This is a genomic window from Herbaspirillum sp. GW103 (assembly GCF_000261365.1).
In the GTDB taxonomy this organism is placed as follows: Bacteria; Pseudomonadota; Gammaproteobacteria; order Burkholderiales; family Burkholderiaceae_D; genus Herbaspirillum.
In genome coordinates this window covers 831,031-843,613 of sequence record NZ_AJVC01000006.1, presented here as the reverse complement: position 1 = coordinate 843,613, position 12,583 = coordinate 831,031, and the positions used below count along the sequence as shown (strand labels likewise).

Here is a 12,583-nt window from a genome sequence, read left to right as displayed (position 1 = left end):
AAAATGTCACTTCACCGCTCGTCTGTAGCTGCACCGCCTCGCTGTCGGCACTCATCCTGAGATTGCCGGCGTCTTTGCACCACACTTCGCTCCATGCGCCCTGATTACTCGGAAACTCAATGGCAGCGGGCGGAAAAATGCCTGACATTTCACATCCCCCCTCATACGCCAATACCCCCCCCGCCTAAACGTCACCTCCCACAAGCCGCTCACCCCCCATGAGTGCAAAAAGCTTCACTTCCCTCACCAACGTACGATTTGAAACGACCGCGTGAGAATTCATGATGCAAGGCAACTACGTGAAGATTCATTTCATTTTCCCCTTGTTCCATCATGCCGGTCGCCCGCGTCTACCTCACCCAGCTGCTCTTGAGTACGCTCTACGCCGGGCTGTTCCTGAGCCTGGCGCCGATCGCCGCGGGTGTGGCCATGCTGTTGCTGCCCCCGGCGACCCTGCAGGAATGGGGACTCCACCCCGGACGGGCCGCCCTACAGCAGCATCGGGAGGCGCTCTACTGGCTGACGGCCGGGCTCATGAGCATCACCCTGGCGGCCTTCTACTACGGTATGGGCCGCGTCATCGTGCTGGCCAAGCCGCGCTGGCGTCCGGCCTACCAGACCACCACCCTGCTCTACATGCTGTTGATGAGCTATGGCGTGGCCATCGCGCTGGTCACCACTACCCGCCCGCACTACCGGCAATGCGAGATGTACACCCAGAAGCTCAATGGCGGCCTGCGCGAGTACCGGGGCGAACAGTTTCGCATCGAATTGTGCGGCAGCGGCAGCGATGCCGACCGGCGCGACCACATCCGCCTGCGCATCTTCGATGAAAAGGGCGAATGGCGCGCAGTACGTTACTTCACCGTGCGATGGGGTGGCCCCTACCCCGTGCTGCTGGACTATGCACGCGACCACTTCGCCTACTTCGATGCCAGCGAAGGCGAAGATGAAGATTTCGTCAAGGTCGTTCCCATGCCGCCCACCCTGGCAGACTGGCTCAGTACCCGCATCCCGCTGCTGGACTAGCATCGGCGGCAGGGTACTGTGCAAACCAGCGTACGTGCTCGCATCAGAACGTTGTCCAATTAACCATTCCTGTGAAGAAACGCGAGGGCCAGACCTTGATGGTTTGCTACAATGAAGAAAACGACACCCCCTTTTTCTTCACAAGATCATGAAACCATCCCAACTCCGGTTCAAAGAGTCCCTGGCAGCGCTGCTGCTGTGCGCATCGGCTGGCCTGGCCGCGCCGCTGGCCCTGGCGCAAACCCCGCCCGCCGGCCTGGCTGCCCAGCCCGCTCCGCCGCCGCCCGAACTGGAGAAGCTGGAAGAAGGCGAACCGCCAGCCGTGACCATCCGCAAGCCCGGCGAAGACAGCCGCAATCAGGGCAACAGCATCAAGGAACGCCGTGACCACGGCCAGACCAAGGAAATCGAGGTCAAGTCCGGCCCCAGCACCTATTACATCCGCCCCAATCCGCAACTGGGCGGCTCCACCCCCGGCGATGCACAAAGCCCGCCACCCAGCTCGGCCCAGTGGAAGGTCGGCGAGTTCGACTGGGGCGTGAAAAAGCCCCAGCAAGGCGAAACCGACGACACCACCAAGAAGTGATCCCGTGATCGCGCCCTTGCCCCTGCGGTGAAGGGCGCCTGCACTACCACGTTAGCCGGCCGCACTGCGCGGCCGGTCCAGGAACAGGAAGGTCGGCGTATCTGCCACCTGCCTCGCGCAGCTGCCGGACCTGTCGGCAATGCGCCTCAGCCAGTACCCTCTTTTCATTTTCGTCATGGCAGTCTTTACACCGGTCAGTCTGGAACAACTCTCGGACTGGATTGAACAATTCCCGCTCGGCCGCGCCACCTCGATCAAGGGCATCTCCTCGGGCATCGAAAACAGCAATTTCTTCATCGGCACGGAGCGCGGTGAATACGTACTCACCCTGTTCGAGAAGCTGCACATCGAACAGCTGCCCTTCTACCTGGAGCTGATGCGCCACCTGGCACAACGCGGCATTCCAGTACCCGCGCCGGTGCCCAACGACAAGGGCGCCATCGTCAGTCTGCTCAACGACAAGCCGGCGGCCATCGTCAGCAAGCTCGAAGGCCAGTCCCAGCTGGACCCGCAACCGGTGCACTGCGCCGCTCTGGGCGACATGCTGGCGCGCATGCACCTGGCAGCCAAGGATTTCAAGATCCTGCAGCCCAACCTGCGCGGCCTGGCCTGGTGGCTGGAGACCACCCCGGCCGTACTGCCCTTCCTGCCGACCGAACTGGGCCAGTTGCTCGCCAGCGAAGTGCAGTACCAGAAGGACTTCGCCGCCACCGCCGACTACCGCGCCCTGCCGCGCGGTCCGGTGCATGCCGACCTGTTCCGCAACAATGCGATGTTCGTGGGCGAGCAGCTCTCGGGCATCTTCGATTTCTATTTCGCCGGCTGCGATACCTGGCTCTTCGACCTGGCCGTGACCGTCAACGACTGGTGCGTCGACCTGGACACGGGCGTACTTGACACCACCCGCAGCGATGCCATGCTGGCCGCCTATCGCGCCGTGCGTCCGTTCTCGGAGGCCGAGCGCATTGCCTGGCAGCCCATGCTGCGTGCCGCCGCCCTGCGCTTCTGGCTGTCGCGCCTGTACGATTTCTACCTGCCGCGCGAAGCCGAAATGCTCACGCCGCATGATCCCACGCACTTCGAACGCATCCTGCGCCTGCGCATCCAGGATGCGCCACCATCGCTGTAAGCACTGGAACCATGGAAAAGATCCCCGCACACACCGGCTGGTCCTGGGTCAAACAGGGCTTCGCCTTGTTCAGAAAACAACCGGCCGAGATCTCGACGCTGTTCTTCGCCTACATGTTCCTGATGCTGGCCCTGGGCATCATCCCGGTGCTCGGCCAGATGCTGCCGCTGATCCTCATCCCGCTGTTCTCGATGTCCTTCATGCAGGCCTGCGCCCAGATCGAGCGCGGTGAACGGGTCTTCCCCAACCTGCTGCTGGTGGGCTTTCGCAGCCCGGCGCGCAATACGCTGTTGAAACTCGGCCTGCTCTACCTGCTGGTGGCCACGCTGGTGGTAGCAGCCTCGGCACTGGCCGATGGCGGCACCTTCTGGAAAGCCATGATGGGTGGCGGGCTGTCGACCAAGGAACTGGAAAGCGCCGCCGGCAGCATGCGCATGGCCATGCTGGTGGCCGCCGCCCTCTATGTACCGGCCGCCATGGCCTTCTGGTACGCGGCGCCCCTGATCATGTGGCAGCAGATGCCGCTGGGCAAAGCCCTGTTCTACAGCTTCTTCACGGTACGCCGTGCCGGTGGCGCTTTCCTGCTCTACGGCCTGGCCTGGATCGTGATCGCCATCGTGGTCCCCACCGTCATCAGCATGGTCATCACGCTGCTGACCGGCAGCATCACGGTGGTGTTCTTCATTTTGCTGCCGATCTCGATAATATTGACGGTCATCATGTACTGCTCGTTCTATCCGACCTACACTAGCGTCTTCGGAAAGCCCCGCAGAGGGTCCGACAGCCCGCAATCCGGAGACAATCCTACCGCCTGACGCCTCATTCCCGTCAGACGGGACCTGCGCCAGGCTGTCGCTGCCTGGCGCGCCCGGCTCGAAGCGTTCGCAAGGGAAAGACGAACGCTGCCTGCTCGACCGCCCCCCCGCCAGTTGGACTTTCCATCACCACACAGCTTCTTACACGGGGGTACCAGATGCGCATGAACATGCCGGTCACAGGACAGGAGCGCCTGCTCATCGATGGCCGGGCCATCGTTTCCAAGACCGATCTCCAGGGCAACATCACCTACGTCAATCCCTACTTCATCGAAATCAGCGGTTTCGAGGAAGAGGAATTGCTGGGGGCGCCGCAAAACCTGATCCGTCATCCCGACATGCCGTCCGAAGCCTTCGCCGACATGTGGGCCACGATCAAAGGTGGTACGCCCTGGACCGGGCTGGTCAAGAACCGCAGCAAGAACGGTGACCATTACTGGGTCCGTGCCAACGTCACGCCCATCCGCGAGAACGGCCAGGTGGTCGGCTACATGTCGGTGCGGACCAAGCCTGAACGCGCAGCCGTGGAGGGAGCCGAGCAACTCTACGCCCGCATCCGGCGCGGTCAGGCCAAGGGGATCGCCCTGCATCGCGGCGAGGTGGTGCGCACGGGACTGGCGGGATGGCTGGGAAAGCTCGGCCGCATGCAGTTGAATACGCGCCTCAATCTTTCCATGGGCGTGATGCTGGCCATCCAGATCGCGGTCGTGGTGGCCGGCATGATGACGCTGCACCAGTGGTGGATCAGCGCGCTGGCGGCGGCCGCGGCACTGCTGTCGGTGGTGCAGTGGATCGCCCTGCGCGCCGCGCTCATCAAGCCTTTGCAGCAGGCGCTGGACATTACGCATGCCATCACCGGTGGCGATCTCTCGGTGCGCATCGAGAGTGCCCGCCATGATGAGCTGGGGCGCCTGCTGGCCTCGCTGCGCCAGATGAATGTAAATCTGACCGCCATCATCGGCGACGTGCGCTCCAACGTCGAGACCATCAACCTGGCCACGCGCGAAATCGCTACCGGCAACATGGACCTGTCGCGCCGGACCGAACAGCAGGCGGCCAACCTCGAAGAAACCGCGTCTAGCATGCACCAGCTGGCCGGGACAGTGCGCCAGAATGCCGATCACGCGGGCCAGGCCAACGAGCTGGCCGGCACCGCATCGGCCATTGCCATGCGCGGTGGCGATGCCGTGGCCAGCACCGGCACGACGATGAACGAGATCAGCGAATCCTCCAACAAGATCGTCGACATCATTGGCCTCATCGACAGCATCGCCTTCCAGACCAACATTCTGGCGCTCAACGCCGCCGTGGAAGCAGCGCGTGCCGGCGAGCAGGGCCGCGGCTTTGCCGTGGTGGCCTCGGAAGTGCGCATGCTGGCGCAGCGCTCGGCGGCAGCGGCCAAGGAGATCAAGCAGTTGATCGACGACTCGGTAGCCAAGGTGGAAGTAGGCAACCGCCAGGTCGAGCAGGCCAGCAGCACCATGCGCGACATCGTGGCGTCGGTGCAGCGGGTCTCGGGCATCATGAGCGAGATCAACGAAGCGACCCAGCAGCAGAGCGCGGGCATCAACCAGGTGCACGAAGCCATCACGCAGATGGATGCCAGCACCCAGCAGAATGCCTCGCTGGTGGAAGAAGCGGCGGCCGCCGCCACCAGCCTGGAAGAGCAGACCATGCGTCTGCTGCAGGCGATTTCGGTGTTCAAGTTCAAGCGGCGATGAGACGCTACACCCGGATAGCGGATCTGTAGCGACGGGCTCGCTCAGGGCTGTGCAGCTCCCGCCAGCACCTGGTGATAAGTGATATAGACCTGCTCCCGCTCATAGCCCAGCGCTTCGTAAAGTCGCTGGGCGGTCAAGTTGGTCGTAGCGGTATCGAGCGTGATCCTTTGCGCCCCCCGCGCGCTGAAGTGATCGCGGAGATACTTCATCAGCGTGCGGCCATGGCCTTGCTGGCGCGCACTGTGGATGACATACAGATCGGAAAGATACTGGTAAGGACGCATGCTCAGTGAACAAGTTGCGGGATAGCACTGCGCGAAAGCAATCGCGTTTCCCGCGTCATCGATCAACAAGAACATCGAAGACCGACGCAATCGCAAGTTCTCTTCCAGAAAGTGACGACATGCCGGCAAGTCGTCCTGATATTCATAGAAGATTCGGTAGTCGTTGAACAAGCTGGCCAGGATATCGAGCTGGGCTTCACTGCATTCGATGACCTGCATATCTCTCCTCTGATTGAAGTTAAGGGCCCTCCCCGTGCAAGGGTGCAAACGGCGCATAGATGGCCCGATAGCGTTGCAAGCGCACCTGCAGGGCCGCATGCCTTGCCGCATCCGGCTGGTACAGCGCCTGCCGGGCCGGTTTGCGGCAGACCTCGGCTTCGTCACCCCCATCGGCCAGCCAGGCCAGCCGTGCCGCACCCAGCGCACCACCGGCTTCACTACCCACGTGCGTGACGATGCGGACCTCCAGCGCATCGGCGAGCAATTGTGCCCAATAGACGCTACGCGCTCCACCCCCTACCAGCGACAATTCGGCCACATCCGTGCCCGCTGCACGCAGTGCATCCAACCCATCCACCATGCCGAAGGCCACGCCCTCGAGTACCGCATAACCGAGGGCGGCACGCTGGTGTTCCGGGGTCAGCCCGTGGAAGACGCCGGTCGCATAAGGATCATTGTGGGGGGTGCGCTCGCCCGACAGATACGGCAGGAACAATGGGGCATTGTTGCGCGCTTCCTCATCGAGTTGCTCGATCTCGGCCAGCAGGCTTTTCTCGTCCACCGAACACAGACGGCAGAACCAGCGCAGGCAACTGGCCGCCGAAAGCATCACGCTCATCTGGTGCCAGCGCTGCGGCAGCGTATGACAGAAGGCGTGAATCGCGCGTCCTGGATTCGGGCGGAAGCGGTCATTGACCACGAACAGCACGCCCGAGGTGCCCAGCGAAAGGAAGCCATCACCCGGCCTGACTGCACCGATCCCGACCGCACTGGCCGCACCATCGCCAGCACCACCAGCAACGATGACGTCCGCATCCAGCCCCCACGCCTGCGCCACTTCCGGCAACAACGTACCGGACACTGCACTGCCATCGACCAGCATGGGCATCTGGTCGCGCCGCATGCCCGAGGCGGCCAGCAATTCATCGGACCAGTTGCGTCCTTCCACATCCAGCCACAGCGTGCCCGCCGCATCCGACGGATCGGAGACCTTGCCACCGGTCATCATCAAACGCAGCCAATCCTTGGGCAGCAGCACGGTAGCGATGCGCGCAAACAGCTGCGGCTCATGCCGCGCCACCCATAGCAGCTTGGGCGCGGTGAAGCCCGGCATGGCCAGGTTACCGGCGATGCCATGCAGGCGCGGCGCGCGGCGTTCCAGCTCGGCGCATTCGGGAGCACTGCGCGAATCGCTCCAGAGGATGGCCGGACGCAGCACGGCATCCTGCGCATCCAGCAACACCGCTCCGTGCATCTGCCCCGACAGGCCAATGGCGCGGATGCTGCCAAAACGCTCACTGCCGAGCTGCTCGCGCAGCTTGTCCACGGTGGCACAGGTGGCCTGCCACCAATCGGCAGGGTTCTGCTCGGACCAGCGCGGATGCGGGCGCGATACGCTCAGCGTACTTCCGGCCAATGCCAGCAGCGCGCCCGCGTCGTCAATCACCACCGCCTTGACCTCGGACGTACCCAGGTCGATCCCAAGATACATGGTGCTCCTCGTTATTCGTTATCCGTCATGGAACGGCAATTCTATGCTGCCTCGCCCACAAAGGGCAGCCTCAGCGCGCCTGCGTCAGCCACTGCTGCACGCGCTCATGGGCCGTACGTACCAGCGCCACCAGCCGCGCATCACCGGCCAGTTCGCCCCACAGCACGGCATCCTGACAGAAAGCCAGCACGACATCCTCGGCCTCCAGCATGCGGCGCGCAGCGGCTGCATCGAAGATGCCGTCCTGGTATTCGTAAGGCAGCTGGCCAGCCGCCCAGCGCTGCAGGAAGGCCAGGAACAGGGCTGGCAGCATGGCGGTGGCCTGCGGATGACGGCCCGCATCGAGGCTCTCCTGCAAGGTCGGACGGATGAAGCCGGGGATCTTGGAATAGCCATCGGCGGCCACGCGCTGGTTGGTGTCCTGGATGGCCGGGTTGGAGAAGCGCGCCAGCGTCGTATCGCGGTACGCCGCCAGGTCGATGGGGCTGGGCGTGAGACAGGGGATCACGTCCTGCGTTACGTAGTCATGCGCCATCTGGCCGATATCGTCGCGCAGCGTGCCCTCGTGGATGTATTGCAGCCCAACCAGCGTACCGGCCCAGGCGATGCAGCTGTGGCTGGCATTGAGGATGCGGATCTTGGCTTCCTCATAGGGCAGCACCGACTGCACCATCTCCACGCCCGCCGCCTCCAGGCGTGGACGACCGGCCTTGAAGTCGTCTTCGATCACCCATTGGATGAAGGACTCGCCCATCAGGGCGCAGGGATCGTCGACACCTGTCTTTTCCTTCACACGGGCCGCAACCGCCGGTGTTGGGCGGGGTGTGATGCGGTCCACCATGGCGTTCGGGCTGCTGGTGTTGGCCTCCATCCAGGCCACCAGTGCGGTCTCGCCGCGCAGCCTCAGGAACTGGCGCAGGCCATCACGAAAACGCTCGCCGTTGTGGCGCAGGTTGTCGCAGTTCAGGAGCGTCAGGGCCGCTTGCGGATGCGCCTGGCTGCGCGCACGCAGGATCGCGGCAATCGTGCCGTAGATGGTGCGGGGCGTACCGCTGCCATCGAGGGCGCAACGCAGATCATCGGCCAGGTCGGGGTTGCCGGTGTCGAGCTGGTAGTGGTGGTCGAGGTAGTAGCCGCCTTCGGTCACGGTAAAGGAGATGATGCGAGTACGTTCTTCGACACCAGCGGCGATCAGTTGCTTGAGCTGCGCATCCCACGGCAGGATGCGGCCGATGGCGGCGATGCGCTGGTAGCTGCGCTCACCCTGGGGCGTGACGGTTTCCAGCGTGTACTGGCCCTGCTGGCGCGCCAGCGCCTCCAGCAGCGGGCTCATGTCGGCGCGGATATTGGCCAGCGCCAGTTGCCAGCGACGGTCGGCACCACTCTCGCGCAAGGCATTGAGGTAGACCGCCTGATGGGCGCGATGGAAGGAGCCGGCGCCGATGTGCAGCCAGGTGAGGCTGTCGGCGGCGTCCTGGTCGGGAGAGGTGGCGGTACGGGTCATGCCTGGTCCTTGTCGATGAAGTGAATGTACGGAGAGGTCAATGCTGGCGCTGCGCCGCCCCGCTCGATGCCAGGCGCGGCAAGGCCTGACCGTCGGCACCGAACAGGTGACAGCGCGCCGGATCAGCGGCCAGGTGCAAGAGGCTGCCATGCGGCGGATCGAGACTGTCGGGAACCCGCAGGATCAACGCATCTTCGCTGCCCTCATAGGCCGCATAGAGGTAAGAGAAATCGCCCAGCAGTTCCAGTGCCGTGCAGCGTGCCTGCAGCGCGGCCTGGCCTTCGGCGATGTTGAGATGTTCCGGACGCACGCCCAGCGTGACCTTCTGGCCCGCCTGCAGCGTACTGCCGTCGACGGCTGCCCATTGCAGGCCGCCACCGGGCAACTGCACCTGTACACCCTCGGCCTGGATGGCGGCCACGCTGCCATCGATGAAGTTCATCTTGGGCGAACCGATGAAACCGGCCACGAAGCGATTGGCCGGATGGTGATAGAGCTGCTGGGGCGAGCCTACCTGTTCGATGCGGCCCTCGGAGAGCACCACGATCTTGTCGGCCAGGGTCATGGCTTCGATCTGGTCGTGGGTGACGTAGATCATGGTGGTCTTGAGTTCATCATGCAGCTTGGCGAATTCCAGGCGCATCTTCACGCGCAGGGCTGCATCCAGGTTCGACAGCGGTTCATCGAACAGGAACACGCTGGGCTGGCGCGTGATGGCACGACCGATGGCCACGCGCTGGCGTTGGCCGCCGGAGAGCGCACGGGGCTTGCGGTCCAGCAGGTGATCGATGTGCAGGATCTTCGCCGCATGCTGGACGGCGGCATCGATCTCGGCCTTGGACTTGCCGGCGATCTTGAGGCCGAAAGCCATATTGTCGTACAGGCTCATGTGCGGATACAGCGCATAGGACTGGAACACCATGGCCACGCCGCGCTTGGAGGCGGGTACGTCGTTCATGCGGCGGGTGCCGATGTCGAGGTCGCCATCGCTGATCTCTTCGAGTCCTGCGATCATGCGCAGCAAGGTCGACTTGCCGCAGCCCGAGGGACCGACGAAGACGACGAATTCGCCATCCTCGATGTCCAGATTGATGTCGCGCATGACTTCGTTGTCGTCGTAGCGCTTGGCCAGATTTCTGATGCTCACGGCTGCCATGGGATTCTCCTCGTTCTCTTGTAGGGGGACTGCGCGCTGCTTGTTGCTTGTTCAGCGCAGCCAGATCAATTCACTCACCAGTTGCGGAAACTGTTTCATGTCCTCGAAGACCTGATGCGCACCGGCCTCCTTCAGTTTGCGCGCCATCGCCTTGCGGTCATGCGCCACACCGGTGAAGCCCAGTACGTGCATGCCGGCGGCCACCGCCGCTCGCACGCCAGTGACGCTGTCATCGACCGCCACGCAACGCGCCGGTTCGACGCCGAATCCGGCGGCAGCGGCGAGATACACATCCGGCGCAGGCTTGGGATGGGCCACATCGTGACCGCTGTAGATTCGTCCGGCAAACTGCGGATACAAACCGCAGCGACGCAGGCCCGCCTCGATGCGTGGTGCGTCGCTGTTGCTGGCCACCGCGCGCGGCAGGCGGATCGCCTGCAAGGCCTCGACCACGCCCGGCACCGGCTGCGCTTCTTCGCCGCAGGCCAGCGCCACGCTCTGATGGATGCGCTCGGTGCGGATCGCATCCAGACCCAGCTCGAATTCCATATCGACTTCGCCCAGCAGGATGTCGGTGTACATGCCCAGACGATGCGCAATGGCGCTATGCAGGGCGGCACTGCGCTGTGCCTCATGCTGCTCGTCGTCAGCCCCGCTGCAGGCCGGCAGCAGCGGCAGCAATTCACGATGCAGCACGCGCAGCGCGATGCTCTCGCTGTCGAGCAATACGCCGTCGCAGTCACAGATCAGATGGGTGATCGCCTGACGGACCATCATCATTTCACCGCGCCGAAGGTCAGGCCGCGTACCAACTGCTTCTGTGCCAGCCAGCCCAGCGCCATGATGGGAGCAATGGCCAGCAGCGACGCCGCCGACAGCTTGGCCCAGAACAATCCTTCCGGATTGGAATAGGAGGCAATGAAGACCGTCAACGGCGCCGCATCGATGCTGGTCAGGTTGAGGCTCCAGAAGGCTTCATTCCACGACAGGATGACCAGCAGCAGGGCCGTGGAGGCCAGCCCCGGCATGGCCGTCGGCAGGAGCAGGTAAATCATTTCCTGCCAGGCGTTGGCACCATCGATGCGGGCTGCCTCGAGAATTTCCTTGGGCACGTCATTGAAGTAGGTGAAGGCCATCCACACCGCGATGGGCAGGTTGATGAGCGTGTAGATGATGGTCAGGCCGGTCACCGTATCGAGCAGGCCGGTATTCTTGGCCAGCAGGTAGATCGGGATCAGCACCCCCACCGCCGGCATCATCTTGGTGGAGAGCATCCACAGCAGCAGCTTCTGCGTGCGACCGGTCGGGAAAAAGGCCATCGAGTAAGCGGCCGGTACCGCCAGCAGCAGCGACAGCAGGGTCGAGCCCAGCGAGACGATCAGCGAATTCTGCACATAGCCCAGGTAGTGGCTGCGACTGAAGACTTCGCGGAAGGTGTCCAGCGTTGGCAGGAAGATCAGCGAGGGTGTATAGGCCTGAGATTCGGTCTTGAAGGCCGTCACCGCCACCCAGAAGATGGGGAAGAACAGCACGATGGCGCAGGTCCAGCCCAGCAGCGTTACCCACAGGGGGCTTTTCTTTGGATCGCTCATTTTTCGTTGACTCCCTTGAGGTTCCTGGCCAGCATGCGCACCAGGAAGAACGAGACGATATTGGCCAGTACCACCGCGAAGATGCCGCCGGCCGAGGCGATACCGATATCGAACTGCTGCAGGCCGATCGAATAGACCAGGAAGGTCAGGTTGGTGGTGGCCGTACCGGGGCCGCCTGCGGTGGTGGTGAAGATTTCAGCGAAGATCGACAGCAGGAAGATGGTCTCGATCATGATCACCACGGTGATGGCGCGCTTCAAGTGCGGCAGCACGATGTAGAAGAAGATGCGCACCGGTCCCGCGCCATCCAGTTGGGCGGCTTCCTTCTGGTCGGTATCGAGCGACTGCAGGGCCGTCAGCAGGATCAGGAAGGCAAAGGGAATCCACTGCCAGGCCACGATGATGATGACCGACAGCATGGGAAATTCGGCCAGCCAGTCGATGGGTTCCAGCCCCAGATGGCGCATCACGTAAGCCAGGATGCCGTAGACCGGGTGCATGATCATGTTCTTCCAGATCAGCGCGGCCACCGTGGGCATCACGAAGAAGGGGCCGATGACCAGCAGGCGCGCAATGCCGCGTCCGCGGAAAGGCTGGTCGAACAGCACCGCCAGCAAGGTGCCGCCGATCACGCTGATGGCCAGCACCGAACCGATCAGCAGGGCGGTATTGCCAATGGAGGGCCAGAAGGCCGGGTCCTGCAACAGGAAGGCGTAATTCTCCAGGCCGACGAAACCGGTCTGGTCAGGTGCCAGGAGGTTGTAGCGATTGACCGAGAAATAGATGGTCATCGCCAGGGGCACGATCATCCAGGCCAGCAGGATCAGCACCGAGGGCATCTGCATCAGGCGGATTGGATTTAAGCGCTCCTTGCGCGGCGGACTGGTCTGCTGCCTGCGGGCAGCAGGCTGGGAAGAACTCTGCATCATCGGTGAGGTGGACGACACCTGGGTGGAGTGGATCGTGGACATGACGGCCTCGGCATTTCAATCCGGCTGCCCGCTCGCAAGCAGCGGGCAGCCGGGGAGAACGGCGCGGCGCCGGTCGGCATAGAGG

11 protein-coding genes and 1 pseudogene are annotated in these 12,583 nt (G+C 63.3%); 5 read left to right on the top strand and 7 right to left on the bottom strand.

Features of this window, described 5'->3' with window-relative positions; translation table 11 throughout:
* Nucleotides 1-333 precede the first annotated feature (333 nt).
* From GWL_RS22410 to GWL_RS22390, 5 genes are all read left to right on the top strand, one after another.
* Complete coding sequence (locus GWL_RS22410; protein ID WP_008334826.1) at nt 334-1,029, top strand: hypothetical protein; 696 nt, start codon at nt 334-336, stop codon at nt 1,027-1,029.
* A 148-nt stretch (nt 1,030-1,177) separates the two neighbouring features.
* A complete protein-coding gene (locus GWL_RS22405; protein ID WP_008334824.1) occupies nt 1,178-1,615 on the top strand; it encodes a hypothetical protein in 438 nt (145 codons plus the stop codon).
* 175 nt (nt 1,616-1,790) lie between these two features.
* Nucleotides 1,791-2,744: a homoserine kinase gene (locus GWL_RS22400; RefSeq protein ID WP_034351627.1), complete on the top strand. Its 954-nt coding sequence runs from the start codon at nt 1,791-1,793 to the stop codon at nt 2,742-2,744.
* Nucleotides 2,745-2,755: 11 nt separating this feature from the next.
* On the top strand, nt 2,756-3,559 hold the full coding sequence (locus GWL_RS22395; protein ID WP_008334820.1) for a BPSS1780 family membrane protein: 804 nt from the start codon (nt 2,756-2,758) through the stop codon (nt 3,557-3,559).
* 158 nt (nt 3,560-3,717) lie between these two features.
* Nucleotides 3,718-5,280 (top strand): PAS domain-containing methyl-accepting chemotaxis protein, encoded by a 1,563-nt coding sequence (locus tag GWL_RS22390; protein WP_008334814.1) that lies wholly within the window; start codon nt 3,718-3,720, stop codon nt 5,278-5,280.
* 41 nt (nt 5,281-5,321) lie between these two features.
* On the opposite strand, the gene GWL_RS22385 is transcribed toward GWL_RS22390, so the two are convergent.
* The 7 genes and pseudogenes from GWL_RS22385 to GWL_RS22355 all read right to left on the bottom strand — a co-directional run bounded on the left by GWL_RS22385 (nt 5,322) and on the right by GWL_RS22355 (nt 12,498).
* Nucleotides 5,322-5,783, bottom strand: a complete 462-nt coding sequence (locus GWL_RS22385; RefSeq protein WP_008334812.1) for a GNAT family N-acetyltransferase — start codon at nt 5,781-5,783, stop codon at nt 5,322-5,324.
* A gap of 19 nt (nt 5,784-5,802) precedes the next feature.
* Nucleotides 5,803-7,275 (bottom strand): xylulokinase, encoded by a 1,473-nt coding sequence (gene xylB / locus GWL_RS22380; RefSeq protein ID WP_008334811.1) that lies wholly within the window; start codon nt 7,273-7,275, stop codon nt 5,803-5,805.
* Nucleotides 7,276-7,345: 70 nt separating this feature from the next.
* Nucleotides 7,346-8,779 carry a D-arabinitol 4-dehydrogenase gene (dalD, locus tag GWL_RS22375; RefSeq protein ID WP_008334809.1) on the bottom strand — a complete coding sequence of 478 codons (1,434 nt, stop codon included), beginning with the start codon at nt 8,777-8,779 and terminating at the stop codon, nt 7,346-7,348.
* 37 nt (nt 8,780-8,816) lie between these two features.
* Nucleotides 8,817-9,935 carry an ABC transporter ATP-binding protein gene (locus tag GWL_RS22370; protein ID WP_008334806.1) on the bottom strand — a complete coding sequence of 373 codons (1,119 nt, stop codon included), beginning with the start codon at nt 9,933-9,935 and terminating at the stop codon, nt 8,817-8,819.
* Nucleotides 9,936-9,986: 51 nt separating this feature from the next.
* Nucleotides 9,987-10,712, bottom strand: coding sequence for an HAD family phosphatase (locus GWL_RS22365; protein WP_008334804.1), 726 nt, complete (start codon nt 10,710-10,712; stop codon nt 9,987-9,989).
* Nucleotides 10,712-11,491, bottom strand: a pseudogene (locus tag GWL_RS22360) (carbohydrate ABC transporter permease); the annotation flags it as partial. The gene GWL_RS22365 and the pseudogene GWL_RS22360, both read right to left, overlap by 1 nt.
* 32 nt (nt 11,492-11,523) lie before the next feature.
* Nucleotides 11,524-12,498 (bottom strand): carbohydrate ABC transporter permease, encoded by a 975-nt coding sequence (locus tag GWL_RS22355; RefSeq protein WP_008334799.1) that lies wholly within the window; start codon nt 12,496-12,498, stop codon nt 11,524-11,526.
* Between the last annotated feature and the right edge of the window lie 85 nt (nt 12,499-12,583).